Origin of the sequence: Trinickia terrae, assembly GCF_005144415.1 — a bacterium.
Taxonomy (GTDB): Bacteria; Pseudomonadota; Gammaproteobacteria; order Burkholderiales; family Burkholderiaceae; genus Trinickia_A; species Trinickia_A terrae.
In genome coordinates, this window is the sequence record NZ_SWJE01000003.1 from 112,730 (window position 1) to 127,706 (window position 14,977).

The 14,977-nt window shown below is 63.2% G+C and carries 15 protein-coding genes; 7 read left to right on the top strand and 8 right to left on the bottom strand.

The genetic code is table 11. From position 1 onward, the window contains the following. The first annotated feature begins 280 nt into the window (after positions 1-280). The 5 genes from FAZ69_RS05760 to FAZ69_RS05780 all read left to right on the top strand — a co-directional run bounded on the left by FAZ69_RS05760 (position 281) and on the right by FAZ69_RS05780 (position 6,105). Positions 281-2,863: a fimbria/pilus outer membrane usher protein gene (locus FAZ69_RS05760; protein WP_136892997.1), complete on the top strand. Its 2,583-nt coding sequence runs from the start codon at positions 281-283 to the stop codon at positions 2,861-2,863. A 15-nt stretch (positions 2,864-2,878) separates the two neighbouring features. Then, positions 2,879-3,454 (top strand): DUF1120 domain-containing protein, encoded by a 576-nt coding sequence (locus FAZ69_RS05765; protein WP_136892998.1) that lies wholly within the window; start codon positions 2,879-2,881, stop codon positions 3,452-3,454. A 203-nt stretch (positions 3,455-3,657) separates the two neighbouring features. Then, a complete protein-coding gene (locus FAZ69_RS05770; RefSeq protein ID WP_240702125.1) occupies positions 3,658-4,419 on the top strand; it encodes a fimbria/pilus chaperone family protein in 762 nt (253 codons plus the stop codon). 226 nt (positions 4,420-4,645) lie between these two features. Beyond that, a complete protein-coding gene (locus tag FAZ69_RS05775) occupies positions 4,646-5,341 on the top strand; it encodes a DUF1120 domain-containing protein (RefSeq protein ID WP_136892999.1) in 696 nt (231 codons plus the stop codon). Between the two features lie 50 nt (positions 5,342-5,391). Next, a complete protein-coding gene (locus tag FAZ69_RS05780; RefSeq protein ID WP_136893000.1) occupies positions 5,392-6,105 on the top strand; it encodes a DUF1120 domain-containing protein in 714 nt (237 codons plus the stop codon). A 152-nt stretch (positions 6,106-6,257) separates the two neighbouring features. Here the strand turns inward: FAZ69_RS05780 and FAZ69_RS05785 are convergent, their stop codons facing one another. Next, entirely contained in the window at positions 6,258-7,055 is a 798-nt protein-coding gene (locus FAZ69_RS05785) for a uracil-DNA glycosylase (protein ID WP_136893001.1), read from the bottom strand. A gap of 379 nt (positions 7,056-7,434) precedes the next feature. Between FAZ69_RS05785 and FAZ69_RS05790 the strand changes: the two genes are divergently transcribed. Beyond that, positions 7,435-7,839 carry a fimbria/pilus outer membrane usher protein gene (locus FAZ69_RS05790; RefSeq protein WP_136893002.1) on the top strand — a complete coding sequence of 135 codons (405 nt, stop codon included), beginning with the start codon at positions 7,435-7,437 and terminating at the stop codon, positions 7,837-7,839. A 115-nt stretch (positions 7,840-7,954) separates the two neighbouring features. Here FAZ69_RS05790 and FAZ69_RS05795 read toward each other — a convergent pair whose 3' ends face one another. From FAZ69_RS05795 to rpe, 7 genes are all read right to left on the bottom strand, one after another. Next, positions 7,955-8,581 (bottom strand): CYTH domain-containing protein, encoded by a 627-nt coding sequence (locus FAZ69_RS05795; protein WP_136893003.1) that lies wholly within the window; start codon positions 8,579-8,581, stop codon positions 7,955-7,957. Positions 8,582-8,605: 24 nt separating this feature from the next. Continuing rightward, positions 8,606-9,391 carry an indole-3-glycerol phosphate synthase TrpC gene (gene trpC, locus FAZ69_RS05800; protein ID WP_136893004.1) on the bottom strand — a complete coding sequence of 262 codons (786 nt, stop codon included), beginning with the start codon at positions 9,389-9,391 and terminating at the stop codon, positions 8,606-8,608. A gap of 30 nt (positions 9,392-9,421) precedes the next feature. Beyond that, a complete protein-coding gene (gene trpD / locus FAZ69_RS05805) occupies positions 9,422-10,456 on the bottom strand; it encodes an anthranilate phosphoribosyltransferase (RefSeq protein WP_136893005.1) in 1,035 nt (344 codons plus the stop codon). A 14-nt stretch (positions 10,457-10,470) separates the two neighbouring features. Continuing rightward, entirely contained in the window at positions 10,471-11,064 is a 594-nt protein-coding gene (locus FAZ69_RS05810; protein ID WP_136893006.1) for an aminodeoxychorismate/anthranilate synthase component II, read from the bottom strand. A gap of 13 nt (positions 11,065-11,077) precedes the next feature. After that, positions 11,078-12,571 (bottom strand): anthranilate synthase component I, encoded by a 1,494-nt coding sequence (gene trpE / locus FAZ69_RS05815; RefSeq protein WP_136893007.1) that lies wholly within the window; start codon positions 12,569-12,571, stop codon positions 11,078-11,080. Positions 12,572-12,934: 363 nt separating this feature from the next. Further along, a complete protein-coding gene (locus FAZ69_RS05820; protein ID WP_136893008.1) occupies positions 12,935-13,678 on the bottom strand; it encodes a phosphoglycolate phosphatase in 744 nt (247 codons plus the stop codon). 2 nt (positions 13,679-13,680) lie between these two features. Beyond that, complete coding sequence (rpe, locus tag FAZ69_RS05825; protein ID WP_136893009.1) at positions 13,681-14,367, bottom strand: ribulose-phosphate 3-epimerase; 687 nt, start codon at positions 14,365-14,367, stop codon at positions 13,681-13,683. Positions 14,368-14,575: 208 nt separating this feature from the next. Here rpe and apaG point away from each other — a divergent pair, with 208 nt between their 5' ends. Beyond that, the gene (apaG, locus tag FAZ69_RS05830; RefSeq protein ID WP_136893010.1) at positions 14,576-14,950 is read left to right on the top strand and encodes a Co2+/Mg2+ efflux facilitator ApaG/CorD; all 375 of its coding nucleotides are present in this window, start codon (positions 14,576-14,578) and stop codon (positions 14,948-14,950) included. Positions 14,951-14,977: the final 27 nt, after the last annotated feature.

The window sequence follows — 14,977 nt, forward strand, 5'->3', positions numbered from 1 at the left end:
TCCGCTGCGACATTGCAATCCCCTCCCTCGACGTTTCGAGATCCTTCGCCCCCTCTTCGCAGGGGGCGAAGTCGTTTACGCGCCGAAAGCGTGCTCCTGTCCCCAAAAGCCGTTCTTTCTTAACGGCGCGACTGCTGCTGTTCCGAGAAGGCGCCATCTTGCGCCTCATATCGCCTCGTTTTCTTATGCTAATTCTTTGAGAATTTAGGAATAGTCTCATGGAGTGCGAAGGGGTGCGCCGCAACAATTGATCCCGTGAATTTACCGGGATGTGTGCGTCATGAACCATCGCATTACCCCGCGCAACGGTTCGATGCACGACTACCGGGCGCGGGCGCGCTCTGCTGCGCTGTCGCCCATTGCCCTCGCGACCCTTTCGACCTTCTGCCATGTGTCCGCGCACGCAAGCGAGAGCGCTTCGCAAGTCGTCGCCTCCTTGCCGCCCAGGCCGCAAATTCAGGATGCGTCCGCCACGGAGTTCGACGCCGACGCGCTGCGCGCCCGCGGCATCGACCCGGCGCTTGCGGCGTACTTCAGCCAGGCGCCGCGCTTTACGCCGGGGTCGCAACGTGTGTCGCTGTTCGTCAACGACGAGCGGCGCGGGAGCGCCACCGCGACATTCGACGACCAAGGCCACCTGTGCTTCGACCGAACGCTGCTTGAGCAAGCGGGGCTCATCGTTCCCGACGCGCTGAAGCGCGACAAGGCCGAAGGCGGCAAGGAAGGTGAGGGACAGAGCGCGGCTGGCAACGCCGCCGCTTGCTATGACTATCGCGAGGCGTTTCCCCAGGCGACCACCGACCTTGATCCGGGCGCGAACGCCGTGCGCCTGATCGTTCCGGCCGAGGCGCTGAACAGCGATGCGAAGCCCGTCGACAAATACGCGTCGGGCGGCGTGGGCGGCGTCTTCAACTACAACGTGATGTCGATGTCGACCACGGGCAGCGGGGCGAACAGCCGCTACACGCTCGCCGACAGCGAATTCGGCTTGAACGCCGGCGACTGGATCGTGCGCAGCCGGCACACCTTCACGCTGCAAGACGGCCAGTCGAACATCAGCGACATGTACACCTACGCGCAGAAGACGTTCGTGCGCACGGGCGGCATGATGCAGGCCGGGCAGATCAACGTCAGCGGCAGCCTGTTTGCGGTGCCGTCGCTCACGGGTGTGCAGTATTTCCCCGACTCCGCGTTGATCCCGGCCCCGGCCGGCCCTTCGTTTCAGGGCATAACCAACAGTCCGTCGAGGGTCGAAGTCCACCAGTTGGGCATGCTGATTTACTCGACGGTGGTGCCGGCCGGCCCGTTCACGCTGTCGAATTTGCCGCTGACGAGCGCATCCGCCGACGTGCAGATCACGGTGACCGAAACGGATGGCGGCGCGGCGCGTACCTATACCGTGCCCGCAGCATCGCTCACTGCGGGGCAGCGGGCGCCGCAGGGCTTGTCGGTGGCGGTCGGCAAGGTGCGCAATCTCGGCAGCGGCGGCGGCGACCTGCGCGCGCCGCTCGTCGCGACGGCTTCCAAGGGCTGGAACATCGGCACGCGCTATCGCGTCGCCACCGGTGCGCTGGTGGCGCAGGACTATCAGGCGCTTGCGGGCAGCCTGGACGTTGCCGTTTCCGGCAGCACGTCTGCGAACGTCCAAAGCCTTATGTCGAATTCGCAGGTCGACCACGCTCGCGGCTTCAACGTCAGCACAAGCGCTAGCACGCAGCTGACCGACACGCTGTCCGCCAGTTTCAGCGCGACCCAGCAGACGCCCGGCTATCGTTCGCTTGCCGATACGACCAACCTGTCGATATTGGGTACCCCGTATGCGCGGACTCGCAGCCAGTACACGGCATCCGCCAACTGGTCCCACCCATTGCTCGGCGGCTTCGCGATGTCGTATTCGTACGCATCGAACTACAACGCCCCGAGTTCGCAATACGCGACGCTCGGCTGGAACCGCATGTTCGGCCGCGTCACCGCGTCGTTGAACTTGCAGAAGAGCTTCAACCGGCAGAGCTACTCGAACGGAGCGGCAAGCCTGAATAACGACCTGCAGTTCTACGCTACGCTCAGCATCCCGCTGGGAAGCGTGAACGTGCAGGGCTACAGCACCAATACCGGTGGACGGACGCGCTTCGGCACGAGCGTGTCGCAGACCGTCAACGACTACTGGAATTACAGCGCGCGCGCCGAAACCAATCCCGGGGCCGACGGCCCGAACCTGAGCGGTACCGTGAACGTGCTGCCGCGCTACACGCAGGCTTCGATGTCGTATTCGCAATCGGGCTGGAGCAATGGCGCGTACACGGGGCAACTGCAAGGCGGGGTCGTGGCGACGCGCGAAGGCGTGACGTTTTCGCCCTATGCGATCGGCGACACATTCGGCGTGGTTTCCGCAGGCGAGCTTTCGGGCGTGCGCATCAGCACGCCGCAGGGCACGGTCTGGACGGATCCGCGCGGGCGCGCTGTGGTTCCGATGCTGCCCGCTTACCAGCGTTCGCGCATCGAGGTGCTCACGAAGAGCCTGCCGCGTAACGCCGATTTGAACAACGGCATCGATTTTGTCGATGCCGGCCGGGGCTCGGTCAACTTCGTCAACTTTGGTGTGGTGAAGACGCGCCGCGTGCTGCTGCGCGTGACGACGCCCGACGGCGTTCCGCTTCCGCCTTCGCTGGCGGTGCTCGACGACAAGGATCAATACCTCACCACGTCTGTGGGCGACGGCGTCGTCTTCCTCAACAACGACGCCGCGAAGAACCTGCACGTCAAGTTGAGCGACGACAAGATCTGCAAGCTGCGTTACGAGCTGCCGGTCAAACCCGACCTCGACCGCCCGTTCGATTCCACGACGGCGGTCTGTGATTTCTGATTGATGGAGGCAAATATGCCGAGTATGAATCGCGCTTTGTTCGTTCGCTTCGCGTTGCCGTTTGCTCTGCCGGTGCTCGCCGGCTTGGGGGCGCCTGAGGCCCTTGCGGCGCCGGGTTGCACCCTGACGTCTTTCGATTCTGTCGTCGATTTCGGAGCGATGCGTCCGACTTCCACCGGCGGCGCGACGGAGTTCAGGCCCAGCCCCATGCGTCGGACGTTATCGGCGACCTGTCCCGATGCGGCGCAAATGAGTGTGGGTTTCCAAGGGCAGGTGAAAGACGCGAGCCAATTGAAATTCGGGGACAAGGGCGCGTATACGGTGCGTGTAACGAGCGCGCGACTCGATGGGGAGACGGTGCAATTGGCGCGCTTGCAGTCGGCCGGCGCGCCGCCGACTGCCGCTCCCTCCGGCGATCTCACATTGCAGCCGTCCGACCTTTTTGCGCCGGTCAGCGGTCAGCAATTGCTGAGCGGCAAGCATCTGGATATCACGTTGGAAATTGCTCCGGTCATCCCCATGGACGCCGTGCGCATCAATCAGGAAGTCGCGCTTGACGCGATCATGAAACTGCAGCTGATCACGCCGTAATTCCTAAAAAGCCATCAATTAACCTAATCAATTTAGGAAAGATCTTATTCAATCTTAGGCTGGGAATTTAGATAATAGATTCATCGGCGCACAGAGTACGAATTACGGCGCGTCGTTTTCGGGACTGCGCACAGGGTCGCTTTGCTTAAGGCCAGCAAGTGCACCGAAATCTCCATCATTCACCTCTTCGTCTGAAATTCATCATGAAACCCATGCACAAAAAAATGGCCGCAGCCGCGACCGTCATCTTCCTGAGCGCGTCTGCTCAACTGACGCATGCCGCGGGCATGCTGCCGGAATCAACTGCAGTCCTGATCGATGAAGACAACGGCGAGGCATCGATGAACCTCAGGAACACCGATCCGGTTCCCGCGCTGCTTTATTCGACCATTCAAGCCGTGCCGGAAGACAAGAACCCGCCTCTGGTTCTCACGCCGCCGGTTGCACGCGTCGAACCCGATAAGACGCAGCTTGTGCGCTTCATGTTGACGAACACCGAGCCGTTGAAGGTCGAGCGGTACGCGCGCGTCACCTTCGACGGCATTCCGGAAAAGAAGGACGACGGCAAAGCCAAGGTCACGCTGACGGTGCGCCAAAGCCTGCCGATCGTCATTCATCCGAAGTCGCTTGCCGTGGACAACGAGCCGTGGAAGCGCCTGAAGTGGTACCGCGACGGTGACAAGCTGGCCGTCGTCAACGACAGCCCTTACGTCGTGCGGATGGAGCAAAAGCTTGTGTTGCAGCCCGGTAATGTGTCAGCGGGGTTGGCCAAGACTTATCTCGTACCGGGCGAGCGCGCGCAGGTCGAACTGACGAAGACGGATGCCAAGGAAGCCGTGTCTCTTGATGCGCTGAAGAGCGCCGTAATTACGCCATTTACCGCGTACGGCTATGCCGCGGAATCCTATACGGTGTCCATCGGTTCTGAACCGCAGGCGGCCTCGTCTGAAGCGGCTGGGAAATAACTTTTTGGTGTTGATCTCGGAGCAATCCAGTAAAAATAAAAAAATTTAAGAGTATTCCTAATAATATATGCGATTTGGGTGATTAGAATTTACTTGCCCAATCGACTCGGGGCTGGAAATCGAGCCGAAGCGTAAATCGTTGCGCGAGTGCCAAGTGTTATCGGTAAATCGGCAACGCCTGTGCTCTTGGGTAACACGATCGAATCACATTTTTTGTGGGAAGAATATGAAACAAACTAAGTTGGTCAAGGCTCTCGCTGCCGCGACCCTCGGCGGAGCACTGCTCGTGGCAGGCGCTTCTGCTTTCGCGGCCGATACCGCCGACCTGTCGGTCAAAGGCACGATCATCCCCAGCGCTTGTGTGCCCAGCTTTTCGGGTGGTGGCGTGGCCGATTTCGGCACGATCAAGACTGCAGATCTGACGGCCAACGACTACACGAAGATCGGCACGAAATCGGTAACGCTCACGGTTACCTGCTCGACCAATAAGAATGTCGGTTTCAACGTCATGGATAACAGCGCTGCGTCCAGTCTTGGCGCGGACGTTTTGGCGGCGCTGGGCACCGGGTCGGCCAACAACGTATACGGCTTGGGCTCGACAACTATCAACGGCAACGCGGTCAAGCTTGGCTCCTACGTGTTGACTGTTGACTCGAAGCCGACGGTTGATGGCGCGTCTTATCTGTTCGGCTGGGTGGTACCGGGCAGCGGCACTACGTATAACACCTCTACTGCGAGGTTTATCGATGGCACTGGGAAGATTGGATACGCTGCAACCCAAGCCGATAGCTATGGTGTCGCCGGAAAGGTATTCGTTTTCCCGATTACCGTGACCGCGGCAATCAACAAGGGCAGTGCGCTGCCGTTGACTGGGGACGTGAGCCTGAACGGCCAGGCGACCTTCAACGTCAACTATTGGTAATCGGCCGTAGAGCGTAGCTCGAGCTATTGACTAGTTTTTCAGAGGAATCTATGAAGCAAATGATGATCGCCAAAGCCGCCGCGTTGACCCTTGTGGGCGCTGCGGCACTGGCCACCGCTCCGGCGTTCGCCGAGGGCGTCACGACGACGCTGACGGTTACCGGTAAGCTGACTCCCGGCGCTTGCAATGTATCGTTCGATGGCGGCGGTAGCGTCGACTACGGCAATATTGCCGCTGCCTCGCTGTCGAAGACGGCCTACACGGCATTGACGTCGCAGACCAAGAACCTGAGCGTGGTATGCGGCAGCGCGACCAACGCTTATGTCAGCGTGACCGACAACCGTGCAGCCAGCGCGATTAAGGATGCGCCGATGCAGACGGCGCTGGGTGCGACCGCGACCCAAGTGTACGGCCTTGGCACGTCCGGCACCGGTGATTCGGCTAAGAACATCGGCGCGTACACGATCTCGATGGGCGCGGGCACGACCACCGACACCGCTGGCGCAAGCACGAAGCAAGCGGCCGTGATGTCGTCGACGGACAAGAGCGCATGGACGATCTCGACGACGCCGGTGTTCACGACGCCTGGTGGCGCGACGTACTACTCGACTGGCGCATCGGCGTCGGGCTCGAAGCCAGTGGTAGCGAAGACGTTTGTCTTCCCGGTGACGGTGAAGGCGGCGTTGAACAACACGACCGATTTGCCGGTGTCGTCGAACGTGGCGCTGGACGGTTCGGCTACGTTCACGGTAGCGTACAACTAAGCGTGAGGACGCGTAACGGCCGGGCGCTGCGCGTTTTTCTTACGGCTGAATGAAAACGCCGCTTGAACCGGGCGATTTCTAAAGGAAATGCCTCACACCGTCGTGGTGTGAGGCATTTTTCAATGGTGGATCCGATACTGCAGGTTTTGCGGCTACGCGAGCAATTCCGCCTCTTCCGGCAAGCGCCAATCGATGGCCTTGCGTCCGTGTGTTTCCAGATAGTCGTTCGCCATCACGAAGTGGCGGCAGCCGAGAAAGCCTCGATGCGCCGATAGCGGCGACGGGTGCGGCGCCTCGAGCACGCAATGCGGCTTGTCTTCCAGCAGCGCGCGCTTGGCCTGCGCATGCGCGCCCCACAGCATGAACACGAGTCCGTCGTGACGGATCGCGAGTTCGTGAATCAGCGTATCGGTGCACTTTTCCCAGCCGCGCTTCGCGTGGCTTGCCGCTGAATCGCGCTCGACGGTAAGCACCGTGTTCAACAGCAGCACGCCTTGCCTGGCCCACGCATCCAGACAGCCGTGCCGGGGCGTCTCATAGCCGAAGTTCGCGGTGACTTCCTTGAAGATGTTGCGCAGCGATGGCGGCGGCCGCACGGCGGGCGGCACCGAGAACGCGAGCCCGTGCGCCTGCGGGTGTCCGCGGTCCTCGCCGTGGTAAGGGTCCTGGCCGAGGATGACGACCTTCACGTCGTCGGGACTCGTCAGGCGCAGCGCGCGAAACACGTCCGCCGGGTAGATCGTCTTGCCCTCCGCGCGCTCGCTGTCGACGAAGCGGCACAGCGGCGCGTAAGCGTCGCTGTCGAGGAACGGCCGCAGATGGGCGCGCCACGCGGGCGGCAACGCTTCGAACTGCGCTTCGAGAGTGGTGGCGGAGGGCGTCGCGGCAGGCGGCGAACCGAACAGCGAGGCTTGCTGCGCGCGGGAAGGGGGGCGGGAGGCGGAGGTCATGGCGCAGAAGTGTCGCAGCAAACGTCATGGGCTTCAAGGCGAAAAAGGCGTATCGCGCGAGGCGTTTGAGCGATGGCGAGAATCGATTTCGTGTTGAGAATGTTCTTACGGATTTTCTGTGGAAATGGGACATTTTAGAAATGGTCTGATCATGTCCTGAGAGTGGAATCCACAGAATAAGCGTATCCGGACTTCTCTCTTGGTGCGCGTATGACTGACGCCTTCGCCCTCCATCGCCAATCCGCTCCGACGCCGTTGCGTCGCTCCCGCTCGTATCGTTTGGCACTGACTGCCGTGGCGGTTGGCGTGCACGCCATGTCGGCATCGGCTCAGACCGAATCCGAATCGCCCGTGGGCGCGGACAAGCTGACCGGCTTCGATTCCTCGTCCGCGCCGGGCAGCGTTCGCGGCGCAAGGCCCGGAACGGATCGAGATCCGCCAGGCCGGGCAACTGATCCGCTCGACAGTGGTTCCCGCCGGCCCGTTCGCGTTGACGAACCTTGCGCTGATCGATCGCACGTCGGCGGTGGAGGTGACGACGGTGGACTGCAACGGCAAGCGGCGCACGACCGTTGCCGAGGCGGTGTCGCTCATCGATACGGCGCCGCCGGCGGCGGCTTCTTACTCGCCGCAGGGCAAGCGCGGCTGGCCGATGCGGCAGGCCTCGACGGCCCGGGCAGCCGCGCGCCGATCAAAAAGCCTTCCGGCGCGGGACTCGACATTCGGCGCGAGCCAGTCAGCCTGGCGGTCCGGTACGCGCTTTCGTTTCCTGTCGATTCGGTGACTGCTTACGCGATGCTCGTCGGCGCGTTCGGCAGGGAGCACTTGGCGCGGGGCTCCGCGTCGCCGACGGCTTCACGGCGGCCTACGCCAGAAGCTGACCGGCGGCGGCGTGGCGTTCAGCGCTCGCGCAACCGATAACCTCGTTGCGCCTTGCTGACGTCGTCGGGCGCGACGCCTGGCAACGCCGCCGTCAGCTCGGCCTGAAGCGCATGGAGCGCGGCTTCGTCGCCGTGCTTCAATTCAAGCTCGATCTCACTGATCGGCGCCCGGCGGGTTTGGCCTTCGACTTCAGCCGTGATCTCCCCTTGATCGATCGCGGCTTCGATTTCCGTGTCGCCGTGCACGACGTGCCAGAGCGTGCGCGTGAAATTCGTGCTGAAGAGCTCGATCAGCTCCGGCGCGGCGGCGCGCAGCGCGTCGGCGGAGGCCGCGTCGTTGCATGCCGCCACGAGCGCGTCGATCTCCAGACCTTCCCCGGCGACCGGGATCTCCCACTCATGCCGCCGATGCAACCCGCCTTCGGCGCTGCCCACCGTCTTGTACGTTTGCAGCCAGCCATGCGGCGTCTTGCGCAGACGCAAGGCGCCTAGCGATTTCGCGAGCGTGAGCGCCGGCGTATCGAAGTAGTCGTTGCTGAGCGCCACCTTGATGCCGGTCTTGCCCGTGTGTGCAACGAAGAATTGCGTTGCCGCCTCGATCTGGTCGGCCGGCAAGGCGAGCTTGATTTCGCGTTCGATGCTCATGGCGCTGCCTCATTCCATGAAGAATCAGAAGAACATCCGTGCAAGTTCCGCGCCGGGCTCCTCGGCGCGCATGAACGCCTCGCCGACGAGGAACGTATGCACGGACAACTCGCGCATCCGTTCGACGTCCGCGCGCGACAGGATGCCCGATTCGGTCACGACGATGCGGTCTTCCGGGATCGAATCGAGCATGCCGATCGTCGTTTGCAGCGACGTCTCGAACGTGCGCAGATTGCGGTTGTTGATGCCGATGAGCGGCGTCATTAGCGTGAGCGCTTCCTTGAGCTCGGCGCTGTCGTGTACTTCGACGAGCACCGCGAGCCCGAGCGAATGCGCGAGCGCTTCGAGATCCTGCATCTCCGACGTTTCCAGCGCGGCGGCGATCAGCAGGACCGCGTCGGCGCCCATCGCGCGCGCCTCGACGATCTGGTACGGATCGACGATGAAGTCCTTGCGCAGCACGGGCAGGTCGCACGCGGCGCGGGCTTCTTCCAGATAGGCGGCGCTGCCCTGGAAAAACTGCACGTCGGTCAGCACCGACAGGCACGCGGCGCCGTGCTTCGCGTAGGAGCGTGCGATGTCGGCGGGCACGAAGTGCTCGCGCAGCACGCCTTTCGACGGGCTCGCTTTCTTGACCTCGGCGATGACCGCGGCTTGACCGGCTGCGTGCTTGGCGCGCAGGGCGCCGACGAAGTCGCGCTTGTTGCGGGCCGAGGCCGCCAGGCGCAACTCTTCAAGCGGCGCGCTTTGCTGCGCCGCGCGGACTTCCTCGTGCTTGACTGCAATGATGCGTTCCAGAATGTCGCTCATAGTGGGGATTCCGTTTTCTTGGATGTCGGCTCAGTTGGCCTTGAACTGCTGCGTGAAGCGCACCAGCTCGTCGACCTTCGCGCGGGCCGTGCCGCTTGCGATCGCTTCGCGCGCGACCTGGATGCCGTCCGCGATCGACGCCGTCACGTTCGCCGCGTAAAGCGCCGTGCCCGCGTTCAGCGTGACGATTTCGCGCGCGACGCCCGGCTTGTTGTCGAGCGCTTCGAGCAGCATCACCTTCGATTCGCTCGCATTCTCGACCTTCAGCGAGCGGTTCGACACCATCTGCAAGCCGAAGTCCTCGGGATGGATCTCGTACTCGTGCACCTCGCCGTCGCGCAACTCGCCGACGAGTGTCGCCGCGCCGAGGGAGACCTCGTCCATGCCGTCCTTGCCGTAGACGACGAGCACGTGCTTCGCGCCGAGCCGCTGCATCACGCGCACCTGAATGCCGACGAGGTCCGGATGGAACACGCCCATCAGCTGGTTCGGCGCGCCGGCGGGATTCGTCAGCGGCCCGAGGATGTTGAAGATCGTCCGCACGCCGAGTTCGCGGCGCACCGGCGCGATGTTCTTCATCGCCGGATGATGGTTCGGCGCGAACATGAAGCCCATGCTCGTTTCGGCGATCGACGCGGCGACTTGCTCCGGCTGCAGGTCGATATTGACGCCCAGCGCTTCAAGCACGTCCGCGCTGCCCGACTTGCTCGATACGCCGCGATTACCGTGCTTCGCGACTTTCGCGCCGGCGGCGGCCGTGACGAACATCGTTGCCGTCGAGATGTTGAACGTGTGCGAGCCGTCGCCGCCCGTACCGACGATGTCGACGAAATTCGAGTTGTCGGCCACTTCGACGTGGTTCGCGAATTCGCGCATCACCGTCGCTGCGGCGGCGATCTCGCCTATCGTCTCCTTCTTGACGCGCAGGCCGGTGATGATCGCAGCCGCCATCACCGGCGACAGGTCGCCGCGCATGATGAGCCGCATCAGGTGCAGCATTTCGTCGTGGAAGATCTCGCGATGCTCGATCGTGCGCTGCAACGCTTCCTGCGGCGTGATGGTCATGATCTCGTCCCTCTTCATGCGCTGCGGTGCGCGCCGGTGGCTTTCGCGCTCTTCACGAAGTTCTCGAGCAGCGCGTGGCCGTGCTCGGACAGAATCGACTCGGGGTGGAACTGCACGCCTTCGATCGCGAATTCCTTGTGGCGCACGCCCATTATCTCGCCGTCGTCGGTCCAGGCGGAGATTTCCAGGCAGTCCGGCAGCGATTCGCGCTCGATCGCGAGCGAGTGGTAGCGCGTGATGTTGAAATGCTTCGGCAGGTCGGCGAAGACGCCTTTGCAGTCGGTTTCGATCTGGCTCACCTTGCCGTGCATGATCGTCTTCGCGCGCACGACGCGCCCGCCGAATGCCTCGCCGATCGCCTGATGGCCGAGGCACACGCCGAGAATCGGCTTCTTGCCGGCGAAGCGGCGCAGGACGTCGAGCGTGATGCCCGCGTGCTGCGGATTGCTCGGCCCGGGCGACAAGCAGATGCGCTCGGGGTTGAGCTTCTCGATTTCGTCGAGCGTGATTTCGTCGTTGCGGTAGGTCCGCACGTCTTCGCCGAGTTCGCCGAAGTACTGGACCAGGTTATAGGTGAACGAGTCGTAGTTGTCGATCATCAGCAGCATGGTCTGTCTCCGGTCAGAAGTCGCTATCGAGGCCGTCTTGCACTTGCTCGGCGGCGCGCAGCACGGCGCGCGCCTTGTTCTCGGTCTCTTGCCATTCGGATTCGGGCACCGAATCCGCGACGATTCCCGCCGCCGCCTGCACATACAAATTGCCGTTGTGGATGAGACCGGTGCGGATCGCGATCGCCAGGTCCATTTCGCCGGTGAACGACAGGTAGCCGACAGCGCCGCCGTACAGCCCTCGCTTGACCGGCTCCAGCTCGTCGATCAGCTCCATCGCGCGCACCTTGGGCGCGCCCGACAGCGTGCCGGCCGGGAACGTCGCGCGCAGCACGTCGTAGTTCGTGACACCGGGCTTCAGCTTGCCTTCGACCGAGCTCACGATGTGCTGCACGTGCGAGTACTTTTCGATGACCATCTTGTCCGTGACGGCCACCGAGCCGATCTGCGCGATGCGGCCGACGTCGTTGCGCGCGAGATCGATCAGCATCACGTGCTCGGCGATTTCCTTCGGGTCGTTGAGCAGCTCCGTGGCGAGCTCGGCGTCGCGCTCGGGCGTGTTGCCGCGCGGACGGGTGCCGGCGAGCGGACGGATCGTGACGATCTGGTCGTCGCCGCGCTTTTCCTGGCGCACGAGAATCTCCGGCGACGCGCCTACCACGTGGAACTCGCCGAAGTTGTAGTAGTACATGTACGGCGACGGGTTCAGCGAACGCAGCGCGCGGTAGAGCGAGAGGGGATTGTCGCGATACGGCTTGATGAGGCGCTGGCCGACCTGCACTTGCATCAGTTCGCCGGCCGCGATGTATTCCTTCGCTTGGCGAACCGCGGCGAGGTAGTCGTCCTTGGCGAACTCGCGATAGATCTCGGTGCGCACGCTCGCCGATGTGACGGGCGGCTGCACGGTCGTGCGCAGCCGCTGGCGCAATTCGCGCAGGCGTTGCTTTGCGCGTGTGTACGCCTCGGGCGTGGACGGGTCCGCATAGACGATCAGGTAGAGCTTGCCCGCGAGATTGTCGATGACGGCGACCTCTTCGGTCAGCAGCAGCTGGATGTCGGGCAGGTTCAGGTCGTCGGGCGGCGCGGTGAGCGCGAGCTTCTTCTCGATGTAGCGCACCGCGTCGTAGCCGAAGTAGCCGGCGAGACCGCCGCAGAAACGCGGCAGGCCGGGGCGTTGAGCGACTTTGAAACGGGCCTGGAATTGTGCGATGAATTCGAGCGGATCGCCTTCGTGAGTTTCGACAACCTTGCCGTCCTTGACCACTTCCGAGACGCCGCCTTTCGCGCGAACCAGCGTACGCGCCGGCAGCCCGATGAACGAGTAGCGCCCGAAGCGCTCGCCGCCGACGACGGATTCGAGCAGGAACGAATTGGCGCCGCCGCGTTCGGCCTGCGCGAGCTTCAGGTACAGCGACAGCGGCGTTTCGAGATCGGCGAGCGCCTCGGCGATCATCGGAATGCGGTTATAGCCCTCGTTTGCGAGGGATTGGAATTCGAGTTCGGTCATGTTCCGATCCTGTTCGTACGGCCGGCGCGGCGAGCGCCAGACAAAGCGTGGGCGCTGCGCGGCCGGTCGGGCGTGATGCGGCAAGAAGTTGCCAACCGGCGCGGGGTGGCTCGAGCGACGCGCGTATCGTCAACCGGAAAACGGCCGCGTATGCAGCATCCGCAGGGAATGCGGGCCTCGGTTCAAACGATACGGCGAATGGAGCGCGAGCGCGCAGCGAAGTAAAAAACGGGTGCTGAAGACGAACTCCAGCGTACCTCAAGAGAGGTTAGCGCGACCAGCGACGCCAGGGCCAAGCTCCCCGGTCGATGCTGCTCAGACTCCGTTTTTTATTCAGAAACATGAAGATGGACGACGGTTAGGTCAGGATTGAGATGCTGCGTTGAGCGCCGCATTGTAAGCCGAGACGGCATTTGCGGCCTCGAACAGCGAGGCAACTATACCATCTGATTTTATCGTTTGTATAGCTTGCCCATGGTTGTAGCCGTAGGGAACGGTGAGCGTCGCCATGCCTGCGGCGCGGCCGGCGAGGGCGTCATTCTCCGAGTCGCCGATCGCCACGGCTGCTTGCGGTGCGACGCCGAGCGTCTCGCAGGCGGTAAGCATCGGCAGCGGATCGGGCTTCTTGCGCGGCAGGCTGTCGCCGCCGAGCACCACCGCGAAATAGCCGATCAGCGCGTATTGCTCGAGCAGCTCGACGGCGAACCGGCGCGGCTTGTTGGTCACGCACGCGAGCTTCAGGCCCGCGTCGCGCATGGCGGCCAGACCAGTCTCGACATCGGGATAGAGCCGCGTGCTCTGCCCGTTGATCTTCGCGTACTCCGCTTGGTATAGCGCAAGCGCTTCTTCGAAGCGGCCTTGCGCTTCGGCGGCCGAAAAACGCGGCGCGAGCACGCTGCGGATCAGGTGCTCGGAGCCCTTGCCGACATAGCCGATCACTTCCTCGCGCGACGTTTCCGCCGCGTCGAGTTGCGCGAGCATGCCGTTCAGGCCGGCGGTGAAATCGTCGGCGGTGTCGATCATCGTGCCGTCGAGATCGATGATCGCCGCTTGCAGGCGAGGCCCGGTGAAGCGGGGCGGAGCGAATGCCGGGGCCGCTTGCGCCATGCTCAGGCCGCCTTGACGGTGGCGAGCGCGCGGCGCATGTCGTCGATCACCGCGCGATAGTCGGGCTTGCCGAAGATCGCGGAGCCGGCGACGAACGTGTCCGCGCCCGCCGCGGCGATCTCGGCGATGTTGTCGGCCTTCACACCGCCGTCGACTTCGAGATGGATCTCGCGCCCGGTGCGCTCGCGGTGCGCGTCGATGCGCGCGCGCGCTTCACGCAGCTTGTTGAGCGCCTCGGGAATGAACGATTGGCCGCCGAAGCCGGGGTTCACCGACATGATCAGCACGAGATCCACGCGATCCATCACGTGGTCGAGATAGTTGAGCGGCGTGGCCGGGTTGAACACGAGGCCTGCCTTGCAGCCGTGATCGCGGATCAGCGACAGCGTGCGGTCGATATGATCGGAGCCTTCCGGATGGAAGCTGATCAGGTTCGCACCGGCCTTGGCGAAATCGGGCACGATGCGGTCGACGGGACGCACCATCAGGTGCACGTCGATCGGCACTTGCACGTGCGGGCGGATTGCCTCGCAGACGAGCGGGCCGATCGTCAGGTTCGGCACGTAATGATTGTCCATCACGTCGAAGTGGATCCAGTCGGCGCCTGCGGCGACGACGTTGCGGACTTCCTCGCCAAGCCGTGCGAAATCGGCCGACAGGATGCTGGGTGCGATGCGGAATTGCGTCATGGCGCTAGTGGATGGCGAAGAGGCCGGAATCGGCGGGTAAAGCCGGTATTTTACCGTTTCGCGCAGGCCAGGGCGGGCTACTGCGGGCGCGCTCGGTTGCGGGCGGGGGCTGCATCCATCAGAATGCCAAACCAGAGCGGTCCTTGGCCGGCAGGCGCAATGCCGCGGCGGCGCGGGGCCGGCACGTCTCTTTCAGAACGGAATCACGATGAGCCAGTATCAATTCAGCGTGTCGGCGCAGACGCGTTACTTGCCCGAGCAGTCGGACCCGGAGCGCCGCCAATATGCGTTCGCGTACACGCTGACGATCCGCAATACGGGCCAGGTGACCGCGCAACTGATCTCGCGCCATTGGGTCATCACCGACAGCGAGAAGCACGTCCAGGAGGTGAAGGGGCTCGGCGTCGTCGGTCATCAGCCGCTTCTGAAGCCGGGCGAGCAATTCGAATACACGAGTTGGGCGGTGATTGCGACGCCGGTCGGCACGATGCGCGGAGAATACTTTTGCGTGGCCGAAGACGGCGAGCGCTTCGAGACGACAATTCCGGAGTTCGCGCTGCAAATGCCGCGCACGCTGCATTGAATTCCATCCTGGCGCGTGCTTCATCCG